Annotated in this window: 22 protein-coding genes and 1 tRNA gene; 16 read left to right on the forward strand and 7 right to left on the reverse strand. The window is 69.9% G+C overall.

All coding sequences use genetic code 11. From position 1 onward, the window contains the following. Positions 1-18: 18 nt before the first annotated feature. Positions 19-696 (forward strand): Type 1 glutamine amidotransferase-like domain-containing protein, encoded by a 678-nt coding sequence (locus HLI28_RS01215; RefSeq protein WP_171245671.1) that lies wholly within the window; start codon positions 19-21, stop codon positions 694-696. Positions 697-706: 10 nt separating this feature from the next. Here the strand turns inward: HLI28_RS01215 and HLI28_RS01220 are convergent, their stop codons facing one another. Further along, positions 707-1333 (reverse strand): class I SAM-dependent methyltransferase, encoded by a 627-nt coding sequence (locus tag HLI28_RS01220; protein ID WP_171245672.1) that lies wholly within the window; start codon positions 1331-1333, stop codon positions 707-709. A 220-nt stretch (positions 1334-1553) separates the two neighbouring features. Between HLI28_RS01220 and HLI28_RS01225 the strand changes: the two genes are divergently transcribed. The 5 genes from HLI28_RS01225 (at position 1554) to HLI28_RS01240 (ending at position 6737) form a co-directional block, all read left to right on the forward strand. Continuing rightward, positions 1554-2342, forward strand: a complete 789-nt coding sequence (locus tag HLI28_RS01225; RefSeq protein WP_171245673.1) for an ABC-three component system protein — start codon at positions 1554-1556, stop codon at positions 2340-2342. Between the two features lie 19 nt (positions 2343-2361). Further along, entirely contained in the window at positions 2362-2574 is a 213-nt protein-coding gene (locus tag HLI28_RS16015) for an ABC-three component system middle component 6 (protein ID WP_425483379.1), read from the forward strand. After that, positions 2564-4288 (forward strand): DUF2326 domain-containing protein, encoded by a 1725-nt coding sequence (locus HLI28_RS01230; protein WP_171245674.1) that lies wholly within the window; start codon positions 2564-2566, stop codon positions 4286-4288. Before HLI28_RS16015 ends, HLI28_RS01230 begins: the two co-directional genes overlap by 11 nt. A gap of 609 nt (positions 4289-4897) precedes the next feature. Further along, positions 4898-5056 carry a hypothetical protein gene (locus tag HLI28_RS01235; protein WP_171245675.1) on the forward strand — a complete coding sequence of 53 codons (159 nt, stop codon included), beginning with the start codon at positions 4898-4900 and terminating at the stop codon, positions 5054-5056. A 490-nt stretch (positions 5057-5546) separates the two neighbouring features. Then, complete coding sequence (locus HLI28_RS01240; protein WP_171245676.1) at positions 5547-6737, forward strand: IS481 family transposase; 1191 nt, start codon at positions 5547-5549, stop codon at positions 6735-6737. Between the two features lie 62 nt (positions 6738-6799). On the opposite strand, the gene HLI28_RS01245 is transcribed toward HLI28_RS01240, so the two are convergent. Then, positions 6800-6873, reverse strand: a tRNA-Leu gene (locus HLI28_RS01245). Positions 6874-7051: 178 nt separating this feature from the next. Here HLI28_RS01245 and HLI28_RS01250 point away from each other — a divergent pair. Then, positions 7052-7681, forward strand: a complete 630-nt coding sequence (locus HLI28_RS01250; protein WP_246246285.1) for an ANTAR domain-containing response regulator — start codon at positions 7052-7054, stop codon at positions 7679-7681. A 106-nt stretch (positions 7682-7787) separates the two neighbouring features. Beyond that, positions 7788-8486 (forward strand): GNAT family N-acetyltransferase, encoded by a 699-nt coding sequence (locus tag HLI28_RS01255; RefSeq protein WP_171245678.1) that lies wholly within the window; start codon positions 7788-7790, stop codon positions 8484-8486. 1 nt (position 8487) lies between these two features. Here the strand turns inward: HLI28_RS01255 and HLI28_RS01260 are convergent, their stop codons facing one another. Continuing rightward, the gene (locus HLI28_RS01260; protein WP_171245679.1) at positions 8488-8907 is read right to left on the reverse strand and encodes a PaaI family thioesterase; all 420 of its coding nucleotides are present in this window, start codon (positions 8905-8907) and stop codon (positions 8488-8490) included. Between HLI28_RS01260 and polA the strand changes: the two genes are divergently transcribed. Then, complete coding sequence (polA, locus tag HLI28_RS01265; RefSeq protein ID WP_171245680.1) at positions 8906-11623, forward strand: DNA polymerase I; 2718 nt, start codon at positions 8906-8908, stop codon at positions 11621-11623. The two genes, HLI28_RS01260 and polA, sit on opposite strands and share 2 nt — an antisense overlap. 27 nt (positions 11624-11650) lie before the next feature. On the opposite strand, the gene HLI28_RS01270 is transcribed toward polA, so the two are convergent. Beyond that, complete coding sequence (locus HLI28_RS01270; RefSeq protein ID WP_425483377.1) at positions 11651-12439, reverse strand: class I SAM-dependent methyltransferase; 789 nt, start codon at positions 12437-12439, stop codon at positions 11651-11653. 87 nt (positions 12440-12526) lie between these two features. On the opposite strand from HLI28_RS01270, the gene HLI28_RS01275 reads away from it, so the two are divergent. Together HLI28_RS01275 and rpsA are read left to right on the forward strand one after the other, a co-directional pair. Continuing rightward, a complete protein-coding gene (locus tag HLI28_RS01275; protein WP_171245682.1) occupies positions 12527-13552 on the forward strand; it encodes a 6-phosphofructokinase in 1026 nt (341 codons plus the stop codon). Between the two features lie 235 nt (positions 13553-13787). Continuing rightward, a complete protein-coding gene (gene rpsA, locus HLI28_RS01280) occupies positions 13788-15272 on the forward strand; it encodes a 30S ribosomal protein S1 (RefSeq protein ID WP_171245683.1) in 1485 nt (494 codons plus the stop codon). 316 nt (positions 15273-15588) lie between these two features. Here the strand turns inward: rpsA and HLI28_RS01285 are convergent, their stop codons facing one another. Next, positions 15589-17508, reverse strand: a complete 1920-nt coding sequence (locus tag HLI28_RS01285; RefSeq protein ID WP_171245684.1) for an ABC transporter ATP-binding protein — start codon at positions 17506-17508, stop codon at positions 15589-15591. A 35-nt stretch (positions 17509-17543) separates the two neighbouring features. On the opposite strand from HLI28_RS01285, the gene coaE reads away from it, so the two are divergent. The 5 genes from coaE (at position 17544) to HLI28_RS01310 (ending at position 23213) form a co-directional block, all read left to right on the forward strand. Further along, entirely contained in the window at positions 17544-18179 is a 636-nt protein-coding gene (coaE, locus tag HLI28_RS01290) for a dephospho-CoA kinase (protein ID WP_171245946.1), read from the forward strand. Positions 18180-18222: 43 nt separating this feature from the next. Further along, a complete protein-coding gene (locus HLI28_RS01295; protein ID WP_171245685.1) occupies positions 18223-18855 on the forward strand; it encodes a pyroglutamyl-peptidase I family protein in 633 nt (210 codons plus the stop codon). 45 nt (positions 18856-18900) lie between these two features. Next, positions 18901-21012, forward strand: a complete 2112-nt coding sequence (gene uvrB / locus HLI28_RS01300) for an excinuclease ABC subunit UvrB (protein ID WP_171245686.1) — start codon at positions 18901-18903, stop codon at positions 21010-21012. Between the two features lie 189 nt (positions 21013-21201). Further along, positions 21202-22203, forward strand: a complete 1002-nt coding sequence (locus tag HLI28_RS01305) for a TerC/Alx family metal homeostasis membrane protein (RefSeq protein WP_171245687.1) — start codon at positions 21202-21204, stop codon at positions 22201-22203. Beyond that, on the forward strand, positions 22200-23213 hold the full coding sequence (locus HLI28_RS01310; RefSeq protein ID WP_171245688.1) for a TerC family protein: 1014 nt from the start codon (positions 22200-22202) through the stop codon (positions 23211-23213). Before HLI28_RS01305 ends, HLI28_RS01310 begins: the two co-directional genes overlap by 4 nt. Positions 23214-23222: 9 nt before the next feature. Here HLI28_RS01310 and HLI28_RS01315 read toward each other — a convergent pair whose 3' ends face one another. Continuing rightward, entirely contained in the window at positions 23223-23516 is a 294-nt protein-coding gene (locus tag HLI28_RS01315; RefSeq protein WP_171245689.1) for a YciI family protein, read from the reverse strand. A gap of 53 nt (positions 23517-23569) precedes the next feature. Further along, a complete protein-coding gene (locus HLI28_RS01320; protein ID WP_171245690.1) occupies positions 23570-24199 on the reverse strand; it encodes an MBL fold metallo-hydrolase in 630 nt (209 codons plus the stop codon). Positions 24200-24279 lie beyond the last annotated feature (80 nt).

The following is a 24279-nucleotide window of genomic DNA, read 5'->3' on the forward strand; positions in this document are numbered from 1 at the left end:
GCGTCACGGGAGGCGCACATGAAGTTCCTGCTCACCTCGGGCGGCGTCACGAACCCGAGCATCCGCAGCGCCCTGGACGGCCTGCTCGACAAGCCCGTCGACCAGTGCACGGCGCTGTGCATCCCCACCGGCATGTACGGGCACCCCTGGGTGGGGCCCGGCGTCAAGGCGTGGGAGTTCGTCGCCGGGAAGGAGGAGGGCAACCCCATGGTCGGCCTCGGGTGGCGGTCGATGGGGCTGCTGGAGCTCACGGCGCTGCCCAGCCTCCCCGCCGAAGGCTGGCAGCCGGCGGTCCGGGACGCCGACGTCCTGCTGTTCAGCGGCGGCGACGCGGTGTACCTGAGCCACTGGGTGCGGGAGTCCGGGTTCGCGGATCTCCTGCCCGAGCTGACGGACACCGTCTGGCTCGGGATGAGCGCCGGCAGCATGGTGACGACGCCGCGCATCGGGCAGGAGTTCGTCGGGTGGCAGCCGCCGGGCGGAGGCGATGACAGCACGCTGGGACTCGTCGACTTCTCGATCTTCCCGCACCTGGACCACCCGGCCCTGCCGACGAACACCTTGGCCGCGGCCGAGACGTGGGCGACCGGGCTCGGCGGCCCCGCCTACGCGATCGACGACGACACCGCGATCGTCGTGACCGACGGCGGCGTCGAGGTGGTCTCCGAGGGGACGTGGAAGGCCCTGGCAATGTGACGGTGAGTGCTCATGCCGTCAGGAGGGCGAGCGTGATGTTCCCGCCGGCCGACGGACGCTGCGCCGAGACGGTCAGCCCGGCCTCCTCGGCCAGCGGCCGCAATCCGCCGTGGCGGAGGTAGGCGAGCGCGTTCCCTGCGTGGCGAGGTCCGGCGAGGATCTCGGCCACGGCGGTGAACGCACGCGTGGCCCACCCCCGGGGGAACCGGAGGCCGTCGGTGCCGAAGTCCGTGACGAGCACCCGACCGCCGGGGGCGAGCACGCGCGCCGCCTCACGCAGCAGCGCGACGGCGTCCGAGCGGCTGATCGAGTGCAGGACCAGGGAGACCAGGACCAGGTCTGCCGTGCTGTCGTCGACGGGCAGGTGAGCACCCTCGGCGAGCCGCAGATCAGCGTCGGACCCGAGGCGCTGCCGTGCCGCCTCGATCATGGCGGGCGAGGTGTCCACACCGATGACCTGGCAGCCTGCGTCCGCGTACTCGGCCAGGGCGGCGCCGGTGCCGCAGCCGATGTCGAGGACGGTCCATCCCGGCTCCGGAGGGCACATCCGCCGGGCGACCCGACGCAGCGGCGCATTCATCGGTTCGACGACCCGGTCGTAGACCTTCGCCCGCATCCCGTAGGCATCGCGTCCCATGAGTTCGTGCCTCCCTCTCTGCCAGTCTGGCGCGAGCGTCGACGACGCGCTCCTCTTCGTACCGAGTACAAATGGGCACACGCCCGGCCAATGAGGGCGACGTCCGCTCACCCGCCCGCGCGATCGAGCATGGCGGAGCCGTCCCCTGAGTCACCAGGCGGCACCTCACAAGGCTCTGGATCCTGGCGTACGCGACCAACATCGTGGATATAGTCAGTCCATGGCGATGGGGACGAACCGCGACGACATCCCCGCTGCGCAAGCCAGGGTCGTCTACCAGCGGAGTGGCGGGCGGTGCGCCTACCCAGGGTGCGGCGCCGAACTCGTGATGGACGCTATCTCTCCAGGCGACCAGCCCAAATCGACGGGCAAGGTCGCGCACATCGCGGCCGCCAGTCCCGGCGGACCTCGCTACGACGCCTCAATGACTAGGGACCAAAGGCGTTCCGCGAACAACCTCATCTATCTTTGCGGGCCGCACCATGATGCGATCGACTTCCAGCTCGACCATCATACGCGCGAATTTCTCACTGAAGCGAAGCTGAACCACGAGAGAGCAGTCGCACGGGCAACCCGTGCCGCACTTGGCAACGTAACCAACTATGAACTCGACACGATCTGTAGCACAATCGCAAGCGCCCCCAGCGATCAAGCTATCCCTTTGATCGATCCGCCCGTCGAGGTCCGGGAGAAAATTGAACTCAACGACCTCGGAGCTGCCTCTCGAGAGAAGATCCGTGACGGCCTGTCTCAGTCGGCGCGAGTCGCGGCGTTTATTGCCTTTCAAGGCACATACAGTCGCAACTTCGGACAGAGGCTTGTTGCGAGGTTTAAGGCCGACTACTATGCAGCACGCGCCGACGGCCTTGATTCGGATGAAGTATTCGACTACCTGATCGAGCAGGCGTACGAGAACGCAGGCCCTACGGACACACCTGAAATACGAGCCGCCGCGCTTGCGGTGATCACCCACCTATTCGAGATATGCGAGATATTCGAACGTGCTTGAAATATATCCAAGCAAGTTTGTGCCGCTAAGCCGGACTCTGGTAGGAGCGTCCGCCAAGATCCTCGAAATTCTGGGTGATCAGCAGCTTACAATTGGCCAGTTGTACCTGGCCGCAAGAGAGTCTGACAAAACTACAAGTTACGACGAACTGGTCGCATGCCTCGCCTTCTTGTATGGCGCTGGCATCATAGATTATACGAACGCAACCGTGAGGCGCACCGATGCTGGTTAGACTTAGCGCGAACAAGCCCGAATTCACGTCGATCGAATTCCGCTCGGGCTTTAACGTCATCGTCGCCGAAAAAGCCGACAAAGCCACCGACCAAGACACCCGAAACGCCCGCGGCAAGACCACGCTTCTCTTGTTTATCCACTACGTCTTGGGAGGCTCGCTCCACAAGAACCTGAAGCCGCTTGCGGATGACGGTTGGGAAATCACGCTCACTCTCGAGCTATTTGGCGGAGAAGTAGCTGCCACACGATCGCTGGCAAACGGTACACGCGTCGGCATCTCCGCGGCAGAACAGCCGCAGCGCGTTCTGGACACATACATGAGCGAGGGCTCAATATCTGTCGACGACTGGAAGGCCCTCCTCGGGTTGGCACTTTTCGCCTTGGAACCCGAGGTGGAGCTGTCCAAAGGGGGCCTGTCAGTCAGAACGCTCCTCTCGTATGCAATTAGAACCGATCCCCCCAAGGATCCGCTCAAGGTACTTGCACAGCAGTCCGCCGCAAGTACCCGCGCGCACGTCAGTTACCTTATGGGCCTAGACTGGACGCTTGTTGATCGCTTGCACCGAATCAACACAGCCACCGAGCAGATCCGCGCGATAACGGCAGCGACGAAAGAGGGGGTGGTCAGAACACTACGGCCCGAAGCCGACCTGGTGCTCGAAAGGGCCGTCTTGGCGAACGACCTGGAGGAGTGGCGCTCACGCGTTGACTCGTTTACCGTTCTCGAAGATCCCAACTCGCTTGTCGAACGTGCCGACGAAATCACGTCGACAATCACGAGTCTACGCGACGAGTCTCTAGTCGATCACAGAATGCTCAGCCTCTACGAGTCGTCCGCTGCTGACTCAGTCAGGTCGGCCAATGAAGAAATTCCTGTGGAAGCGGTTCTTGCCGCAGCTCAGGCCAGCCTTTCTGATGGCCTCAAGCGTCAGATCGATTCCGTACGGGCGTTCCGTGATGAATTGCTAGAAAACAGGGTTCACTTCCTGCAGATTGAGATCGACGCTATCCGAGAGCGGATCTCGAGTCGGGAATTGCAGTTGTCCCAGCTGTCCGCTCAGCGAGCACGTATACTTCAGACCCTCCACGCGGGCGGCGCGCTGGATGAGTTAATTTCGATGCGTTCCGAACTATCGGAATATGAGGCGCGGGTCGCCGCACTTGACGTGCAGATCGCCCAGGCGCGGGAAGTGGCTGCGAGGAAGGATCAACTTAAGCTGGAGCAGTCAACCGTACGCGCAGAGGCCGGTCAAGACTTGACTGCACGCCGCGAGAAGGTTGACCGAATCTCCGATGAGTTCAGCCGCAAGATGCATCGCCTCTACGGCAAGGACGCTGCTCTCACCGTCGCAGTAGACGACGGCGGGTTTAAGTTTGCAATCACGGCTTCTGGGTCCGGAAGCAGTGGTATCGATAAGATGAAGCTGTTCTGTTTCGATCTAACGCTTCTCGAAGAGGGCACGAGAAGTCAGCACCACCCCGACTTTCTAGTGCATGACTCCTCCGTCTTCGATGGTGTGGATCCTCGACAAGTGACCAAGGCGTTGAGATTCGCTCAGGAGATGGTGGCGTCAACTGGCGGTCAGTACATCTGCACAATGAACTCTAACGACGTGCCCGACGAGGTTCTTGCGGAGGAATGGTTCAAACAGGGCGTTATCCGAACCATCTTGGATACGGAGCTCGGCGGGCTCGTCGGTCGCGACTTCTAGACGAGTTACTTCATAACCCGCGCGTTTGCGCCGAAGATCATCCGCTTTCAAATCTAATATGTCGCGGGAGATTCGAATCCACGACGATACGGAGAGCAGTCGGTCGACGTAAGCCAGGATTCGCTTAATATCGTCGAGGAGCATGATTGGCACGCGATCAGCCTCCCCGATCGACGTAGGTTTGCTCTCTAGCGATTGGGCCTTTATGGATTCGAGCCAGATTCGGCGGCCTGTCGTGTGGGCGCGGCGCTTCTGATTTTGCCTGCTGACGGTCGTGGCCGGAGAAGAGGGAAGCCGCCGTTGCCCGGCAGTGCGCCTGTCGGCGTAAGGATCCCGCCCGTATTGGCGATTCGCGCTTGGGCCAGGGTCGCATCCGCAGGCACGCCAAGTTCCAGAGCTCAGATGGCGTTGTCCCGAGGCCGGCAGAGCTCCGAGTCAAGGGTGGCCGCAGGCGATCGCGCCTCAACGCTGCAGGCACGCCTCGGCGCGGGCCGGTGCTGGCTTAATGCAAGGCGGTCGATGCGGGGCTGGACGCTGGGATGACGCACGAGATCAGCCTCAACACTCCGCGCCGATGCACTCCCACAGATCCGGAAGTAGCGTTGCATTATGAAGAAAGAGGAGTGGTCGACAAGGAGGTACTGCCCGGTGTGCGGCGACGAGGTCGACGTCTACTGGACTCGGGTAGTCGAGAAGAACGCAGCAGGCCAGACGGTGGTTGACATGACTTTCGGTAAGGATGCCGCGGGCCACGAGTTCGCTCCGTAGGAGCACTCGCCGCGTGCATAGGCGGATCCAGTGCGATCCCGTCACTGCCTACGCTGCACCCCCGGGGAGCGTCGAACAGGGGCGGCAAGCAAGCTTGTGAGAGGAGCGCCATCCCGCCCGCACCTTCGGCGCACCGTCGCCACCCAAGTCACGAACGACATCACAATCGCCCATAGCGCCGCCCTGCTCCGGCATGCCGACGAGGACTCCACGGCGCTGCACTACGTGAAGCGGGCCCACCTCGCCTAGACGTGTGGGGGACAATCGATCAACGCGTGGAGCATGCGACCGCAGCCACCGGCGTCGACGCGGGAGCGCGGAGATGTCCAGCGACCGGGGAACGACGAAGGGCCCCACCCGCATCGGGTGGGGCCCTTCGGAGGGCGGTAGCGGTGGTGTCCGGTCTCAGGACATCGGAATGGGGTGTCTCACGTCATCGGCATAGCGTGTCTCGGGTCATCGGCATGGGGCGTCGGGGCGATGCTCGATCGTGTCGAAACGCAGACTCGTGATCACCGCGGTCCTGGCCGGCGCGTCGCAGAGCGAGGTAGCCCGCCGCTACGACGTCTCCCAGGGGTGGGTCTCGCGACTCATGGCCCGCTACCGCGCCGAGGGCGCAGCAGCGTTCGAGCCCCGTTCGCGGCGACCACGCTCCTCCCCCCGCTCCACCTTCGAGCCCGTCACGCAACAGATCCTGGCCCTGCGCAAGAACCTTGCCGACCAAGGCCACGACGCAGGCGCCGAGACCATCGCCTGGCACCTGAACCACCACCACGACGTGATCGTCTCGCGGTCCACGATCCACCGGATCCTGACCCGACACGGCGCCGTGGCCCCCGAGCCGGCCAAGCGCCCCCGCAGCTCCTACATCCGCTTCGCCGCCGACCAGCCCAACGAGACCTGGCAGTCCGACTTCACCCACTACCGCCTGACCCACCCGGGCGGCCGGCCCGGCAGCGACGTCGAGATCGTCACCTGGCTCGACGACCACTCCCGCTACGCCCTGCACATCACGGCTCACCGGCGCATCACCGCCAAGGTCGTGCTCGACACCTTCATCCAGGCTTGCGACCAGCACGAACACCCGGCATCAGTCCTGACTGACAACGGCATGGTCTACACCGTGCGATTCGCCGGCCGACCCGGAGGACGCAACCATCTCGAGCACGAGCTCTACCGCCAGGGCATCACGCAGAAGAACGGCCGCCCGAACCACCCCACCACCCAGGGCAAGGTCGAGCGCTTCCAGCAGACCATGAAGAAGTGGCTGCGAGCCCAGCGCCGCCAGCCGGCCACCCTCGCCCAGCTCCAGGCCCTGCTCACGCAGTTCGCCGAGTACTACAACAACGCCCGACCCCACCGGGCCCTGCCTCACCGCTGCACACCCGCGACCGCCTACGCCGCCACACCCAAGGCCGCGCCCCACCCCCACGCACGGACCGACAGCCACGACCGCCTCCGCCGCGACAAGATCGACACAACCGGCTGCGTCACCCTGCGCATCGCCGGCAAGCTGCGCCACATCGGCATCGGACGACCCCACGCCGGAACCCACGTCCTGCTCCTGGTCCACGACCACGACGTGAAGGTCATCAACGCCGCCACCGGCGAGATCCTGCGCGAGCTCACCATCGACCTCACCCGCGACTACCAGCCACGCCGCACCAAGATCCGAAAATGACAAAGGCCCGAACCCACAAACGTGGGTCCGGGCCTTGCCGATGTCCTGCGACATCACACGTGTGCCCCGGGTGGGATTCGAACCCACACTGGATCGGGTTTGAGCCGAACGCCTCTGCCGGTTGGGCTACCGGGGCGTGGAGGCTGCGCACCATCGAACCACACCGGCACGCACCGGCCCAATCCGCCCGGCGGCGACCGGGCCCGTGCGCACGGTCACACGTGGCGTCCGTCCCACGGGGTGCACGACCCGCGGCCCGGGGGATTACGATGTTCCCTGTGACCGACGAGAAGCTGCCGCTCGACCTGCCCCCGATGATCGACCAGGAGTCCGCCGCGTCGCCGGAGCAGGCGCCCGCCACGGGCAAGCCCGCGCGCCGTGCCGTCGTGGCCGAGGACGAGGCCCTCATCCGCATGGACGTCGTCGAGACGCTCCGTGAGGCCGGATTCGACGTGGTCGGGGAGGCCGGCGACGGCGAGACGGCCGTCAACCTGGCGACCGAGCTCAAGCCCGACGTCGTGGTGATGGACGTCAAGATGCCCGAGCTGGACGGCATCTCCGCCGCGGAGCGCATCGGCAAGGCCCACGCCGCACCTGTCGTGCTGCTCACCGCCTTCTCCCAGACCGAGCTCGTCGAGCGCGCGCGTGACGCCGGCGCGATGGCCTACGTCGTCAAGCCGTTCACCCCGGCCGACCTGCTGCCCGCGGTCGAGATCGCGATCTCCCGCTACCAGCAGATCGGGGCGTTGGAGGCCGAGGTCGCCGACCTCCAGGACCGCTTCGAGACCCGCAAGCGGGTGGACCGGGCGAAGGGCCTGCTGATGACCAAGATGGGCCTGAGCGAGCCGGAGTCGTTCCGCTGGATCCAGAAGACGTCGATGGACCGTCGCCTGACCATGCGTGAGGTCGCCGACGCGGTGATCGACCAGGTCGGCGCCTCCTGAGCGTCGTTTGTGCAACTCCCCGGTGACGACTATCGTCGCTGGGGAGTTGTTACGTTTCCGTGACCTCCCGGGCGTGGAGGTCGCCTCGAGTCGGGAGGGAGTTCCGATGCGTCGAGCGATCGAGGTCCGGTCCGCCGACGAGGACGACCTGTGGGTCGTGGCGGAGATGGCCGCCACGCACGGGCCGGAGACGCCGAACGGCGCCGGTGCTGACCCCCGACGCGCGCGCGAGCACCTGAGCGTGTTCGTCAGCGCCGGCGGTGAGGTGCTGGTCGCCCACAGCGAGCGCGGCGTCGTCGGGTTCCTGCTGGCGCGCCCGCTCGCCCCCCAGCTCTACGCGACGGCCCCCAGCCTGTACATCGACGCGATCCTCGTCGACCCGGCGGCCCGCCGGCAGGGCGTGGGACGCGCGCTGCTCTCCGCGGCCCTGCGCCAGGCGACCGACGACGGCGCGGAGTACGTCTACTGCGCACCGGCCCCGGGCGCCCGGGAGGTGCAGCGCTTCCTGGCGCGGGTCGGCTTCGCCCCCGCGGCCGGGCACCGGGTCGTCTCCGTGGCGGCGCTGGCCCGGTGGCTCGGGCAGGAGCCGGCCGCCGGACCGACCCCGGCCCTGCGCCGTGACGGGGCGCGCACCCGGCGCGATGCGACCCGTGCCGCCATCGAGGACCTCGTCGCCCGGCGGCGCCGTGCGCGCGAGGCCGGCCTGCCGACCGGGCCCCTGGACCTCAGCGCCGTCCAGGAGCAGCGCTCGACCGCGCCGAGCGGCTCCGGCGGTGCCGTCGGCCCCACCTCGCACGTCTCCTGACTCAGGCGTCCAGCACCAGGCACGTGAGGCGTGCGCTGGCGATCCGCCGACCGGCGTCGTCGGTGATCTCGATCTCGTAGGAGGCGGTCGAGCGCCCGAGGTGAACGGCGGTCGCGACCCCGTGCACCGTCCCCTCGCGGGCCCCACGGTGGTGGGTGATGTTCAGCTCGGTGCCGACCGCCGCCCGCCCGGTGCCGGCGTGGATCTGCGCGGCGACGGAACCGAGGGTCTCGGCCAGGGCGGCCGTCGCGCCACCGTGCAGGAGCCCTGCCGGCTGGGTGTTGCCCGCCACGGGCATGCTCGCGCGTGCGCCGTCGGCGCCCACCTCGAGCAGCTCGATGCCGGTGCGCTCGATCAACGTCCCCCGTGCGGCCTCGCGCCAGCCGGCCACGTCCTGCGGGAAGGAATCTCTGTCAGACATGGCAGATAGATTGGCACCCGTGACGACCTCAGCGCGAACCGCCGGCCGCCCCCGTCTGCTCCTGGTCGACGGGCACTCGATGGCCTACCGGGCCTTCTACGCCCTGCCGGACACCCTGGCCACGACGAGCGGACAGGTCACGAACGCCGTCTACGGCTTCACCTCGATGCTCACGAACCTCCTGCGCGACGAGGAGCCGACGCACGTGGCCGTCGCCTTCGACGCGGGCCGCGTGACCTTCCGCACCGAGCGGTTCACCGAGTACAAGGCGCAGCGCGAGGCGACTCCCGAGGTCTTCCGCGGTCAGGTGCCGCTGATCCGGGAGGTGCTGGAGTCGCTGCGCATCCCGGCGCTGCAGCGCGAGGGCATCGAGGCCGACGACATCCTCGCGACCCTGGCGCGCCGCGGCACCGAGCGAGGGATGGAGGTGCTCGTCTGCTCCGGGGACCGCGACACCCTGCAGCTCGTCACCGAGGACGTCACGGTGCTCTACCCGAAGAAGGGGGTCTCGGAGCTGGCGCGGATGACGCCGGAGGCGGTCGAGGCCAAGTACAAGGTGCCGCCGCAGCGCTACCCCGACCTGGCCGCGCTCGTCGGGGAGACCAGCGACAACCTCCCCGGCATCCCGGGCGTCGGGCCCGGCGTCGCGGCGAAGTGGATCACCGAGTTCGGCGACCTGGACTCCCTGCTCGAGCGGCGCGACGAGGTCGGCGGCAAGCGGGGCGACGCCCTGCGGGAGCACGTCGACCAGGTCCGGCTGAACCGCGAGCTCAACGCGCTGCTCACCGACGTCGACCTCCCGCTCGGCATCGACGACCTGGCGGTGGCGGGCTTCGACCGCGAGGCGGTGCACCGTGTGTCCGACACCCTCGAGTTCGGCGCGCTGCGCGACCGTCTCCTGGCCGTCGACCCCGCCGGGGAGGACGCGAGCGCGTCACCGGCAGCGGGGATCCAGGTCGACCGGCACGTCGGTGCGCTGGCGGACTGGTTGGCGGGGCGCTCGGAGCAGCTCCTCGGGATCGACGTCACCGGCGTCCGGCGCCCCGGCGCCGGCGACGCCTGGCAGGTCGCGCTCGGTACCGCCGGCACCGACGGGCACGCCGAGGCCGTGGTGCTCGACCTGGCGGAGATCGACGCGGCCGACGAGCGGGCGCTGCTCGCGTGGCTGGCCGACCCCGGGGCCCCGAAGGCCGTGCACGGGGCCAAGGCGGCCTGGCACATGCTCTCCTCGCGGGGCGCGGACCTCGTCGGTGTCCAGGTGGACACCGAGCTCGCGGCGTACCTGTGCTACCCCGACCAGCGCGGCTACGACCTGGGCGACCTCGTCGTCCGGCACCTGGGTCGCGAGCTCGCCGTCGACGAGGGCGGTGCCCAGGGGGCGCTGGACCTGGACCTGGAGGCGGGGCCGCCCGGGGCCGACGCCGCCGCGCGCGCGGTCGCCGTCGTGGACCTCGCGGCAGCACTGGGGGAGCGGCTCGTCGACCGCGGGGCGCGGGGCCTCCTCGACGACGTCGAGCTGCCGCTGTCCGCGGTGCTCGCGCGGATGGAGGCGACGGGGATCGCGGCGGACACGACCTTCCTCACCGAGCTCGAGCAGCTCTTCGCCGACCGGGTGGAGGCCTCGGCCGCCGAGGCGTACGACGTCATCGGCCGGGAGGTGAACCTCGGCAGCCCGAAGCAGCTCCAGGAGGTGCTCTTCGACCAGCTCGGCATGCCGAAGACGAAGAAGATCAAGACCGGGTACACCACGGACGCGGCGTCCCTGCAGGACCTCTTCGCCAAGACCGAGCACCCCTTCCTCGCGCACCTGCTCGCGCACCGTGACGCGGCGAGGCTGCGCACGACGGTCGAGGGCCTGCTCAAGGCGGTGCACCCCGACGGGCGCATCCGGACCACGTTCCAGCAGACCATCGCCGCGACCGGGCGCCTCAGCTCGACCGACCCGAACCTGCAGAACATCCCGATCCGCACCGAGGCCGGACGGCGCATCCGCCGCGCGTTCACCGTCGGCGAGGGGTACGCCGAGCTTGTCACCGCCGACTACAGCCAGATCGAGATGCGGATCATGGCGCACCTGTCCGGCGACGAGGGACTCATCGAGGCGTTCCGCACCGGTGAGGACCTGCACCGGTACGTCGGCTCGCGGGTCTTCGACGTCGCGCCGGCGGACGTGTCGTCCGAGATGCGCGCCAAGGTCAAGGCGATGAGCTACGGGCTCGCGTACGGGCTCAGCGCGTTCGGCCTGTCACAGCAGCTGACCGTCCCCACCGCCGAGGCGCAGGCGCTGATGGACGACTACTTCACCCGCTTCGGCGGGGTGCGCGACTACCTCACCGGGGTCGTCGACGAGGCCCGGGCCACCGGCTACACCGCCACGATCCTCGGGCGCCGCCGCTACCTGCCCGACCTGACCAGCGACAACCGCCAGCGGCGCCAGATGGCCGAGCGGATGGCGCTCAACGCCCCGATCCAGGGCAGCGCCGCCGACATCATCAAGCTCGCGATGCTCGGGGTCCAGCGCGAGCTCGACGAGAAGGAGCTGCGGTCCCGGCTGCTGCTGCAGGTCCACGACGAGCTCGTCGTCGAGGTCGCCGCGGGGGAGCGGGAGGTCGTCGAGGACGTGCTGCGCCGCCAGATGTGCGGTGCTGTCGAGCTCGACGTCCCGCTCGACGTCTCGGTCGGCTCCGGCCAGACGTGGCACGACGCGGCCCACTGAGCCGGCGCGCCGCCCGGGCGGGTCGGCTCAGTCCTTCGTCGTGACGAACACGGCGGTGCCGGGCAGGTAGTGACCGCGCTCGGGGCCCCACCCGCCCCAGGACGCCGTGTTCCACGTCGGCCACTCCGGCTCCACGACGTCCCGCAGGCGCAGCCCGGCCGCCGCGACGTCGCGGACGTGGTCCCCGAGGGTGCGGTGGTACTCGACGTAGACGACGTGGCCGCCGTCGGTCTCGACGTACGGTCGGCGGTCGAAGTAGGAGCGGTGCGCCGTCAGGCCCGCGAGCGTAGGGTCGTCCGGGAAGGCCCAGCGCAACGGGTGCGTGACGGAGAAGACCCACCGGCCGCCGGCGCGCAGCACCCGTGCCGCCTCGGCGTGCACGCGGTGGGCGTCCGGGACGAACGGGATCGCCCCGAACGACGTGAACACGACATCGAACGTCCCGTCGGCGAAGGGCAGGTCCCGCGCGTCGGCCTCGACCAGCGGCACCGGGGTGCCGCTGCGCCGCGAGATCCGGGCCGCCGCCTCCAGCATCGCCGGGGCGACGTCGGTGGCGACCACGTCCGCGCCGCGGGCGGCGAGCCATCGCGAGCAGTGCGCCGCCCCGGCGCCGACCTCGAGCACACGGGTCCCCGCGGGGGGCCCGAGCAGCGCGGCCTCACCCTCCGTCAGGCCCTCGGGACCCCACCGGAACCCGGCGTCGCCGAGGAAGTCGCCGTGGTCGCCCAGGTACTCCGCGGCGTGGGCGTCCCACCAGCGGCGGGCGGCCGTGCCGTCGTCGTCGGTGGGCCGGTATCCGAACCATGGGTCGCTCACGTCCCACATCCTGTCACCCGACACCTCGACGACACACGGGCCGGATAACCTCGGGGTGCCCGCCCCCGCGAGACCGAGGAGAAGACCGTGCGCGTAGGACTGCTGACCGGAGGCGGGGACGTCCCCGGCCTCAACGCCGTGATCAGGGCCGTGGTCAAGCGGGGCGAGGGCGAGCACGGTCACAGCATCGTGGGCTTCCGCCACGGGTGGCGCGGCCTCGCCGACGGCGACGTGATGCCTCTGACCCGCTCCCACATCCGCAACGTGCTGCCCACCGGCGGCACGCTGCTGGGCACCGCGCGCTACCACCCGCACGCCGACGACGGGGGGCTGGACGCCGTCCGTGCGACGCTGGAGGAGGAGCGGATCGAGGCGTTGATCTGCATCGGCGGCGACGGCACGCTGCACGCGGCGAGCAAGGTCGCCGAGTCCGGGGTCAAGATCGTGGCCGTGCCCAAGACGATCGACAACGACGTCTGGGGCACGGACCGGTCCATCGGCTTCGACACCGCGGTGAGCATCGCCACCGAGGCGGTCGACAGGATCCACACCACCGCCGAGAGCCACAACCGGGTGATGATCGTCGAGGTCATGGGTCGGCACGCCGGCTGGATCGCCGCGACCGCCGGCATCGCGGGCGGCGCCGAGCTGGTGCTCGCGCCGGAGGAGCCCTTCGACATCGACCGGGTCGTGCGGTTCCTGCAGCACCGGCACCGCGCCCACGCCAGCTTCTCGATCATCGTCGTGGCGGAGGGCGCCGTGCCGATGGAGGGCTCGTCCATGACCTACGAGACCCGGCTCGGTCCCTTCGGGGAGATCGTGGCCGGGGCGATCAGCGAACGGCTCGGTGCCGAGATCGCCGCGCGCACCGGCTTCGACACCCGGGTGACGATCCTGGGTCACGTCCAGCGGGGCGGGACCCCGACGCCGGCGGACCGGATCCTCGGCTCGCGGATGGGTGTCGCGGCGATCGACGCGGTCTCGGCGGGGGAGTCCGGCGTCATGACGGCGCTGCGCGGCGACGACGTCGTGCTGGTCCCGCTGTCGGAGATCGCCGGGAAGGTCAAGCAGGTCCCGGCCGAGATGCTCGAGGTCGCGCGCGCCCTGGCGTGAGCGGGGCGCCGTGGGGGCGGGTGACGGGACTCTCCGTGCCCGCCGCCTGCGCGGCGTTGACCCCCTCAGGTGGCCCGGATAAGATTGTCGGTGGTGCAGTGCGCCTGCGCGCGTGTGTCGACCCGCTGATCCGGTCCTCGTGACCCGGACGTCGTGACGGGGACGGCGCCGCCGGGAACAGCTGCACCACGACCATGTCCGTACTACGCCCTGTCCGCATCGGAGCTACCACTCAATGACCATCTCCACCACGAAGTCCGCCCCGCAGGTCGCCGTCAACGACATCGGCACCGAAGAGGACTTCCTTGCCGCCGTCGACTCCACCATCAAGTACTTCAACGATGGTGACATCGTCGAAGGCACGATCGTCAAGGTCGACCGCGACGAGGTCCTCCTCGACATCGGCTACAAGACGGAGGGCGTGATCCCGTCTCGTGAGCTGTCCATCAAGCACGACGTGGACCCGGGCGAGGTCGTCGCCGTCGGCGACGCCGTCGAGGCCCTCGTCCTCCAGAAGGAGGACAAGGAAGGCCGTCTGATCCTGTCCAAGAAGCGCGCCCAGTACGAGCGCGCCTGGGGCACGATCGAGCAGATCAAGGAGGACGACGGCGTCGTCACCGGCACCGTCATCGAGGTCGTCAAGGGCGGCCTCATCCTCGACATCGGCCTGCGGGGCTTCCTGCCGGCCTCGCTCGTCGAGATGCGTCGCGTCCGCGACCTCGCGCCGTACGTCGGCCGCGAGATCGAGGCCAAGATCATCGAGCTGGACAAGAACCGCAACAACGTGGTCCTGTCCCGCCGCGCCTGGCTCGAGCAGACGCAGTCCGAGGTCCGTTCCACCTTCCTGCAGACGCTGCAGAAGGGTCAGGTGCGCCCGGGTGTCGTCTCCTCGATCGTCAACTTCGGTGCGTTCGTCGACCTCGGTGGGGTCGACGGCCTGGTGCACGTCTCCGAGCTGTCCTGGAAGCACATCGACCACCCGTCCGAGGTCGTCGAGGTCGGCCAGGAGGTCACGGTCGAGGTGCTCGACGTCGACTTCGACCGCGAGCGCGTCTCCCTGTCGCTGAAGGCGACGCAGGAGGACCCGTGGCAGACCTTCGCCCGCACCCACGCCATCGGCCAGGTCGTGCCGGGCAAGGTCACCAAGCTGGTGCCGTTCGGTGCGTTCGTCCGTGTCGAGGACGGCATCGAGGGCCTGGTGCACATCTCCGAGCTGGCGGTCCGCCACGTCGAGCTGCCCGAGCAGGTCGTCCAGGTGGGTGCCGAGGTCTTCGTCAAGGTCATCGACATCGACCTCGAGCGTCGTCGCATCTCGCTGTCGCTCAAGCAGGCCAACGAGGGCATGGACCCGGAGTCCGAGGACTTCGACCCGGCGCTCTACGGCATGGCTGCCGAGTACGACGAGAACGGCGAGTACAAGTACCCCGAGGGCTTCGACCCCGAGACGAACGAGTGGCTCGAGGGCTTCGAGACCCAGCGTGAGGCCTGGGAGGCCGAGTACGCCAAGGCGCACTCCCGCTGGGAGGCGCACCGCGAGCAGGTGCGTGCGGCCCTCTCGGCCGACGCCGACGCCGCGGCCGGCGACGTCGTCTCCGGCGGTTCGTCCTCGTCGTCCTCGTCCTACTCCTCGGCCGCCCCGGCCCCGGAGGAGGACACCGGCGGCACGCTGGCGTCCGACGAGGCTCTCGCCGCGCTGCGCGAGAAGCTGACCGGCAACTGATCCGGCGTCCCGGGGGTCGCACGACCCCCGGGTGCCTGATCGACGGCCCGTCGTCCCCGCTGGGGGACGACGGGCCGTCGTCGTTCCCGGGCGGGTCCGCAGATCTCCCCGCGAGTCAGTCCGCCCGTCCGCGAGTCAGCACCTCCTGCACCGGGTCAGTCCCGTGCGGCGCGAGTCAGCACGGCACGGCGCGGGGCGGCGGGCCGTCCCCGAGATCAGCGATCGAGCTGCGGCCGCGACCGATCCGACGCGCCGTCAGGCGTGCCTGACTCGCGTGGGGTGGTCCTGACTCGCGCGGGGCGACCGGCGTCCGGGCTCAGGAGCTCTCGCGGTCCGCGAACTGCGCGCGGTAGACGTCGGCGTAGCGCCCGCCCGCCGCGAGCAGGTCCACGTGCGTGCCCTGCTCGACCACGCGCCCGTCGTCGAGCACGACGATCCGGTCGGCGTGCCGCACCGTCGAGAGCCGGTGGGCGATGACGAGCGCGGTGCGTCCTGCCAGCGCGACGTCGAGCGCGGCCTGGACGGCGGCCTCCGACTCGGTGTCGAGGTGCGCGGTGGCCTCGTCGAGCACGATGACGTCCGGCCCCTTGAGCAGGACCCTCGCGATCGCGAGCCGCTGGCGCTCCCCGCCGGAGAGGCGGTAGCCGCGGTCGCCGACCACGGTCTCCAGACCGTCGGGCATGTCCTCGACGAGGCGCCACAGGTGCGCCGCCCTCAGCGCCTGCTCGAGATCGGCGTCCGAGGCGTCGGGCCGGGCGTAGCGCAGGTTGGCGGCCACGGTGTCGTGGAAGAGGTGCGCCTCCTGCGACACGACGCCGACGGTGCGGCGCAACGAGGCGAACGAGGCCCGGCGCAGGTCCGTCCCCGCGATCCGGATGCTGCCCGAGGTCGGGTCGTACAGCCGGCTGACGAGCTGGGACAGCGTCGTCTTCCCCGCGCCCGACGGACCCACCAGCGCGACCATCGCGCCGGCCGGGACCTCGAACGACACGTCCCGCAGAGTGTCCTCCTCGGGGTCCTTGCGCGCCGCGGCCACGGACTCCAGGGAGGCCAGCGAGACCTCGTCGGCCCGGGGGTAGCGGAACGTCACGCCGTCCAGCTCGATGCGGGCGCCCTGCGCACGCACGGACTCGCGCAGGTCCACGGCGTCCGGCGCCTCGGTCAGCGCCGGCCGCAGGTCGAGGACCTCCAGGACCCGCTCGAAGCTCACCAGTGCCGTCATGACGTCGACCTGCACGTTCGACAGCGCCGACAGCGGGGCGTACAGCCGGCCGAGGTAGGCCGTCAGCGCCACGAGCGTGCCGACGGTGAGCTCCCCGGCGATCGCCTGCAGCCCGCCGACCCCGTACACCAGGGCGATGGCGACGGAGGCGAGCGTCGTCAGGCCGACCCGGAACCACGTCGCGTAGACCGCGCGGCGGACACCGACGTCACGCAGCAGCCGGACCTGGTCGGCGTAGGCCGCGGACTCGCGGTCGGGCTCGCCGAACACCTTGGCGAGCTGGGCCCCGGCGACGTTGAAGCGTTCGTTCATCGTCTGCCCGACGTCCGCGTTCAGCTCGTAGGTCGTGCGGGTCAGGGACGCCAGGCGCCGCCCGAACCAGCGCGCCGGCAGCACGAACGCCGGGACCAGGAGCAGCGCGAGCAGGGTCAGCTGCCAGGACATGACGAGCATCGCGGCCAGCGTGAACGCCACCGTGAGCCCGTTGGAGACGACCGACTGCAGCGTCGCGGTGAACGCCTGCTGGGCCCCGAGCACGTCGCCGTTGAGACGTTGCACGAGCGCGCCGGTGCGGGCGCGGGCGAAGAACGCGAGCGGCATGCGCTGGACGTGGTCGAACACGGCGGTGCGCAGGTCCACGATGAGGCCCTCGCCGACGACGGCGGCCACCCACCGCTCGGCGAGCGAGAGCCCGGCGCCGGCGAGCGCGAGCCCCACCGTGGCCGCCGCGAGCACGACGACCAGCTGCCGGTCGCCCTCGGCGATCCCGTCGTCGATGATGCGGCGGAACAGCAGCGGCGTGACGGCCCCCGCCGCGGAGCTCAGGGCCAGCAGGGCCACGAGCCCCGCCAGGTGGCGGCGATAGGGACGGGCGAACGCCAGGATGCGGCGCACCGTCGGCCGGGACAGCCGACGGTCGGTGACCGACCGGTCCTGCAGGAAGGAACGCATCGGGCCGGCGCCGGGGCCCCCGGTCGGTCGTGCCGTGCCCGGGCCGGGTCCGTTCGCACTCATGGCGGGAAGCCTACGGTCCGGGCAGGATGGTCCTCATGTTTCGGATGGGGCTCACAGGAGGGATCGCGGCCGGGAAGTCGGTGGCCGCGCAGCGGCTGGCCGACCTGGGGGCGGTCGTGATCGACCACGACCTGCTGGCGCGCGACGCCGTGGCGCCCGGGTCCGTGGGGCTGGCCGAGGTCGTCGACGCGTTCGGCCCGGGCGTCCTGGCGGCCGACGGATCGCTGGACCGGCCGGCCCTCGGGCGGCTGGTCTTCGCCGACGACGAGAAGCGCCGTCGGCTGGAGGGGATCATCCACCCCGAGGTCCGTCGCCTGGCCGCCGAGCACGAGGCCGCCGCCGGGGCGGCCGACCGGCGGGCCGTCGTCGTGCACGACATCCCGCTGCTGGTCGAGACGGGGCAGGCGGACCGGTTCCACCTGCTGGTGGTGGTGGACACCCCCGCGGAGCAGCGGGTGGCGCGCCTGGTGGAGACGCGCGGGTTGCCCGAGACCGAGGCCCGCGAGCGCGTGGCGGCGCAGGCCGGGGACGGGGAGCGCCGGGCGCAGGCGGACGTGCTCCTGGACGGGACCGGGTCCCCGGACGACCTCCGCCGGCAGGTCGACGAGCTGTGGGCGCGCGTGCGCCAGGAGGTGTCCGAGGAGCTGGAGGCCGAGGAGCTCGGGGGCTGACGTCCGTCGCCCGGTAGTCTGCTGCCGGATCGGAGGTGGACGTGTGCGCGTGCTGGTGACGGGTTTCGAGCCGTTCGGCGGTGACGCCGTCAACGAGTCGTGGCAGGCCGTGACGGCGCTGGCCGACGGCTGGCTCGCGGAGCGTGACGGCGCGGAGCTCGTGACGGCGCGGCTCCCGGTGACGTTCACCGACGGGCCCGGCGCCATGGTCCGGCTGGTGCACGAGGTCGAGCCGGCCGTGGTGGTGGCCACGGGGCTGGCGGCTGGGACACCTGCCGTGCGGCTGGAGCGTGTCGCGATCAACCTGATGGACGCGCGGATCCCGGACAACGCCGCCTCGCAGCCGATCGACGAGGCCGTGGTCCCCGGCGGCCCGGCCGCCTACTTCTCGACGCTGCCGATCAAGGCGTCGCTGCGCGCGGCGGAGCGCGTCGAGGTGCCGACGGTCGCCAGCCACACGGCGGGGACGTACGTGTGCAACGCGGTGTTCTACGCCCTGCAGCACGCGGTGGCCGACCGGCCGGGGGTGCGATCCGGGTTCGTGCACGTCCCGCGGGCGGCGCAGCTCGACCCGGCCGCGTCGGCGCGGGTGCTGCGAACCGTCGTCCTCACCGCGGCGGCCGCCGTGCGGGGCGAGCTGTCCGAGCCGCGTGTCGCGGCGGGCGCCGAGCACTGAGCCGCGCGGTCGGTCGATGTCGGCAGCGGGCCGTACCGTGGTGCCATGCGACCCGTGACCGACCTGCAGCGGACCGTGGCCCCGTTCGAGGTGGTCTCGGAGTACCGGCCCAGCGGCGACCAGCCCACCGCCATCGCCGAGCTCACCGAACGCATCCGTGCGGGGGAGAAGGACACCGTCCTGCTCGGCGCCACCGGTACCGGCAAGAGCGCCACGACCGCCTGGTTGATCGAGCAGCTCCAGCGACCGACGCTCATCATGGCGCCCAACAAGACGCTCGCCGCCCAGCTCGCCACCGAGTTCCGCGAGCTGCTGCCGAACAACGCCGTCGAGTACTTCGTCTCGTACTACGACTACTACCAGCCCGAGGCGTACATCGCGCAGACCGACACCTACATCGAGAAGGACTCCTCGATCAACGACGAGGTCGAGCGGCTGCGGCACTCGGCGACGTCGTCGCTGCTGACGCGACGGGACACCGTCGTCGTGGCGTCGGTCTCGTGCATCTACGGGCTGGGCACGCCGCAGGAGTACGTCGACCGCATGGTGCGTCTCGCCGTCGGCGACGTCGTCGACCGTGACGACCTGCTGCGCCAGTTCGTGCAGATGCAGTACACCCGCAACGACATGTCCTTCACCCGCGGCACGTTCCGGGTGCGCGGCGACACCGTGGAGATCATCCCGGTGTACGAGGAGCTCGCCGTACGCATCGAGATGTTCGGCGACGAGATCGAGTCGATCCAGACGCTGCACCCGATCTCCGGCGAGGTCGTCCGGGACGAGCAGAGCATCTACCTGTTCCCCGCGACGCACTACGTCGCCGGTCCGGAACGCATGGAGCGCGCGGTCACCTCCATCGAGGCCGAGCTCGCCGAACGGCTCGCCGACCTGGAGAAGCAGAACAAGCTGCTCGAGGCCCAGCGGCTGCGCATGCGCACCACCTACGACATCGAGATGATGCGTTCGATCGGGACGTGCAACGGCATCGAGAACTACTCGCGGCACATCGACGGCCGCGAGGCAGGCTCGCCGCCGAACACCCTGCTGGACTACTTCCCCGAGGACTTCCTGCTCGTCATCGACGAGTCGCACGTGACGGTGCCGCAGATCGGCGCCATGTTCGAGGGCGACATGTCGCGCAAGCGCTCCCTCGTCGACCACGGCTTCCGCCTGCCCAGCGCGACGGACAACCGGCCGCTGCGCTGGGAGGAGTTCGTCGAGCGGATCGGGCAGACGGTCTACCTCTCGGCCACCCCCGGCGACTACGAGCTGTCCATGTCCGACGGCGTCGTGGAGCAGATCATCCGTCCCACCGGGCTCGTCGACCCGGAGGTCCTCGTCAAGCCGACGACCGGCCAGATCGACGACCTGCTCGGCGAGATCCGCGACCGGGTGGACCGCGACGAGCGCGTCCTGGTCACGACCCTGACGAAGAAGATGGCCGAGGACCTCACGGACTACCTCCTCGGCAAGGACGTGCGGGTGCGCTACCTGCACTCCGAGGTGGACACGCTGCGGCGCGTGGAGCTGCTGCGCGAGCTGCGCCTCGGCGAGTACGACGTCCTGGTCGGCATCAACCTGCTGCGCGAGGGTCTCGACCTGCCGGAGGTGTCGCTCGTCGCGATCCTCGACGCCGACAAGGAGGGGTTCCTGCGCTCCGAGCGCTCCCTCATCCAGACCATCGGTCGTGCGGCGCGCAACGTCACCGGCCAGGTGCACATGTACGCGGACAAGGTCACGCCCGCGATGCAGTTCGCCCTGGACGAGACGAACCGCCGGCGGGACAAGCAGCTCGCCTTCAACGCCGAGCACGGCATCGACCCGCAGCCGCTGCGCAAGAAGATCGCCGACGTCACGGACATGCTCGCCCGTGAGGACATCGACACGGCCCAGCTGCTGGCGGGTGGCTACCGCAAGGCGCCGGACCGCGGAGACCGGGGCGCGGCACCCGTGCCGGGTGCGCCGAAGGAGGGTGCGACGTCCGGCAACCGGCTCGCCGGCTTGGCCGCGAACGAGCTCGCCGAGCTCATCCAGGAGCTCAGTGACCAGATGCACACCGCGGCGGGTGAGCTGCAGTTCGAGGTCGCCGCACGCCTGCGTGACGAGATCGGCGGCCTGAAGAAGGAGCTCCGCCAGATGCGCGAGGCCACCGCCTGACGACGGGCCCCGGTGGTCGTCGCGACCTCGTGACGTATGCTGGGGCGCACCGAGGAGGGGAGTATCTCCCAAGCGGTGAGGTCGTCATCACGGCCGGCTCTGACGCCGGTTCGGCCCGCCCGCCCGTGACGGCTGACGCCGGGTGAGAGAGACCTCCGGTGCCCTGTCCTACGTACCGGAGGTCAACCCGTGGACGTGCCCGTCTGGGCCTGGATCGTCACCGTCGCTGCGATCCTGGCCATGCTCGCCATCGACTACGTGGGTCACGTGCGCACCCCGCACGCTCCGACGCTGAAGGAGTCGGCCTGGTGGTCGCTGGCCTACGTGGCCGTCGCGCTGCTCTTCGGGGTGGTCGTCCTGGTCGCCTGGGGGCCGACGTACGGCGGGGAGTACTTCGCCGGCTACATCACCGAGAAGTCGCTCAGCGTGGACAACCTGTTCGTGTTCGTGCTGATCATGACCAGCTTCCGGGTGCCGCGTGAGCACCAGCAGCGGGTCCTGCTCATCGGCATCACCATCGCCCTGGTGCTGCGCACGATCTTCATCCTCGCCGGCGCCGCGCTCATCGCGAACTTCGCCTGGATCTTCTACGTCTTCGGTGCCTTCCTCATCTGGACGGCGATCGCGCAGGCCCGCGCGGGGACCGACCACGACGACGAGTACAGCGAGAACGCCGTGCTGCGGCTGACCCGCAAGGTCTTCCCGACGACGGACGACTACGTCGAGCACCGGCTGACGACGACGATCGACGGCAAGCGGTACATCACGCCGATGCTCATCGTGATGATCGCGATCGGCAGCGCCGACCTGCTCTTCGCCGTCGACTCCATCCCCGCCATCTTCGGGCTCACGCAGGAGACCTACCTCGTCTTCGCGGCGAACGCCTTCTCCCTGCTGGGTCTGCGCCAGCTCTACTTCCTCGTCGACGGCCTGCTGGACCGCCTGGTCTTCCTCAACTACGGGCTGGCCGCGATCCTCGGCTTCATCGGCGTCAAGCTCGTCATCCACGCGCTGCACACCAACGAGCTGCCGTTCGTCAACGGCGGCGAGCACGTCGCGGCCATCCCCGAGATCCCGACCGCCGTCTCGCTGTCGTTCATCGTGGTGGTCCTGGCGGTCACCACCGTCGCCTCGCTGTACAAGAGTCGCCGTGAGGAGCGGGTGGGCGCGTCGCCGGGCAGCGACGCATGATCCACGAGCTGCCGGTCTGGTTCGAGGCGGTCTCCCTCGCCCTGATGGGCACGGTGCTGATCGTCGACCTCGCCGTCGTCGCCCGGCGCCCGCACGTGCCCTCGATGCGGGAGTCCGCGGCGTGGGTGGCCCTCTACGTCGGCCTGGCCCTGGTCTACGGACTCCTCGTCTGGGTCGTGGGCGGGGCGCAGCCCGCCGGGGAGTTCTACGCCGGCTGGGTCACGGAGTACTCGCTGAGCGTCGACAACCTGTTCGTCTTCGTGCTCATCATGTCCCGGTTCGCGGTGCCCCGGCAGCACCAGCAGCACGTGCTGATGGTCGGCATCATCGTCGCGCTCGTGCTGCGCGGCGCGTTCATCCTTGCCGGAGCCGCGCTGCTGGAGCAGTTCACCTGGCTCTTCTACCTGTTCGGCGCGTTCCTGGTCTACACGGCGGTCAAGCTCGCCGTCGGGGGCGAGGAGGACGAGGAGTTCCGGGAGAACGTCGCCGTCCGCGCGCTGCGCCGGGTGCTGCCGCTCAGCCCGGGCTACGACGGCGCCAAGGTGCGGACCGTCGTCGAGGGCCGCCGGGTGTGGACCCCGATGCTCGTCGTGTTCGTGGCGATCGGGACGACCGACCTGCTCTTCGCCTTCGACTCGATCCCGGCGATCTTCGGCCTCACCCAGGACCCCTTCATCGTGTTCGCCACGAACCTCTTCGCGCTCATGGGGCTGCGCCAGCTCTACTTCCTGCTCGGCGGCCTGCTCGACCGGCTCGTCTACCTCCCGGTCGCCCTGGCCGTGGTCCTGGGGTTCATCGGCGTCAAGCTGGTGCTCGAGGCTCTGCACGCCAACACCGTGCCGTTCATCAACGGTGGCGCGCCGGTGCCGTGGGCGCCCGAGGTGCCCATCTGGCTCTCGCTGGTGGTCATCGTCGGCGCGCTGGCCGTCGCGACCGTGGCCAGCCTGTGGCGCACGCGTCGCCTGGCGACGCTCGCGGCCCGGGAGCGCCTGGAGGCGGAGCGCGACTAACGCCGTCGCTCAGCGGTTGAGCGACCCGATGACCGGGACCCACTCCCGCACGACGAGGTCGGTGACCAGTCCCTCGCGCCGGAACGGGTCGTCGTCGAGCAGGCCCACGGCCGCGTCGGCGTCGTCGGCCTCGAGGACGATGAGCGCACCGGCCGCGGCCTCGGCGGTGGGCGGCAGCGGACCGGACACGACCACGGAGCCGGCGTCGTGCAGCGCGCCGAGGAACGCCCGGTGCTCGGGTCGCACCGTGTCGAGGCGCTCGCTGTCGGGGGAGTAGGTGTAGGTCACCACGAAGGTCGGCATGCCCTCATCGAACCAGACCGCGCGCTGCGCGGGTCCCGCTCCGCCGTCCGTGGTCACCAGCCGCGCTCGCGCCAGGCGGCCAGGTGGGGGCGTTCGGCGCCCAGGGTCGTGGCCGGGCCGTGGCCGGGAAGCACGGTCGTCTCGTCGTCGAACCTCTCGAAGATCCGGGTCATGACGTCGTCGAGGAGCTGCGTGAAGCGGGCGGGATCGTGATCGGTGTTGCCGACGCCACCGGGGAAGAGGCTGTCCCCGGTGAACAACCGGGTCGGCCCGCGGGCCCCGTCCAGGGCGAGCGCGACCGACCCGGGGGTGTGGCCCCGCAGGTGCAGCACCCCCAGCTCGAGAGCCCCGACCCGCACCGTGTCGTCGTGGTGGAGCCGCTCGTCGATCGCGACGCCCGTCGCGGCCGTGATCGCGCCGGCGTCGTCGGCGCCGGCCGCGGTGCGCGCCCCCGTCGCGGCGACGACGTCGGCGAGCGCCCCGAGGTGGTCCGGGTGCCGGTGCGTCGTGACCACCGTGTCGAGGCCCCGGCCGTCGAGCAGCTCGAGCAGGGCGGGGGCGTCCGCGGCGGCGTCGACGAGCAGCCGGGAGCCGGTCGCCTGGCAGGTGACGAGGTAGGTGTTGTTGTCCATCGGGCCGACGCTCACGGCGGTGACGTCGGCGCGCTGGTCGCGGGCAGTCATGAGGTCCACTGTGCCAAACCGGCGCCGCAGGGTGACATGGAACATCTGTACGAGTGTCAGCGGCGCGCCGTAGGATGCTG

The organism is Isoptericola sediminis (assembly GCF_013085345.1).
Lineage (GTDB): Bacteria > Actinomycetota > Actinomycetes > Actinomycetales > Cellulomonadaceae > Isoptericola > Isoptericola sediminis.

Coding starts and splice junctions, on each gene's coding strand:
- HLI28_RS01250 (WP_246246285.1), top strand. CDS start 7,052: ATGATCGACCAGGAGTCCGCCGCGTCGCCGGAGCAGGCGCCCGCCACG.
- HLI28_RS01215 (WP_171245671.1), top strand. CDS start 19: ATGAAGTTCCTGCTCACCTCGGGCGGCGTCACGAACCCGAGCATCCGC.
- HLI28_RS01220 (WP_171245672.1), bottom strand. CDS start 1,333: ATGGGACGCGATGCCTACGGGATGCGGGCGAAGGTCTACGACCGGGTC.
- HLI28_RS01315 (WP_171245689.1), bottom strand. CDS start 23,516: ATGCCGACCTTCGTGGTGACCTACACCTACTCCCCCGACAGCGAGCGC.
- uvrB (WP_171245686.1), top strand. CDS start 18,901: ATGCGACCCGTGACCGACCTGCAGCGGACCGTGGCCCCGTTCGAGGTG.
- HLI28_RS01285 (WP_171245684.1), bottom strand. CDS start 17,508: ATGAGTGCGAACGGACCCGGCCCGGGCACGGCACGACCGACCGGGGGC.
- HLI28_RS01225 (WP_171245673.1), top strand. CDS start 1,554: ATGGCGATGGGGACGAACCGCGACGACATCCCCGCTGCGCAAGCCAGG.
- rpsA (WP_171245683.1), top strand. CDS start 13,788: ATGACCATCTCCACCACGAAGTCCGCCCCGCAGGTCGCCGTCAACGAC.
- HLI28_RS01255 (WP_171245678.1), top strand. CDS start 7,788: ATGCGTCGAGCGATCGAGGTCCGGTCCGCCGACGAGGACGACCTGTGG.
- HLI28_RS01235 (WP_171245675.1), top strand. CDS start 4,898: ATGAAGAAAGAGGAGTGGTCGACAAGGAGGTACTGCCCGGTGTGCGGC.
- HLI28_RS01260 (WP_171245679.1), bottom strand. CDS start 8,907: ATGTCTGACAGAGATTCCTTCCCGCAGGACGTGGCCGGCTGGCGCGAG.
- HLI28_RS01310 (WP_171245688.1), top strand. CDS start 22,200: ATGATCCACGAGCTGCCGGTCTGGTTCGAGGCGGTCTCCCTCGCCCTG.
- polA (WP_171245680.1), top strand. CDS start 8,906: ATGGCAGATAGATTGGCACCCGTGACGACCTCAGCGCGAACCGCCGGC.
- coaE (WP_171245946.1), top strand. CDS start 17,544: ATGTTTCGGATGGGGCTCACAGGAGGGATCGCGGCCGGGAAGTCGGTG.
- HLI28_RS01230 (WP_171245674.1), top strand. CDS start 2,564: ATGCTGGTTAGACTTAGCGCGAACAAGCCCGAATTCACGTCGATCGAA.
- HLI28_RS01320 (WP_171245690.1), bottom strand. CDS start 24,199: ATGACTGCCCGCGACCAGCGCGCCGACGTCACCGCCGTGAGCGTCGGC.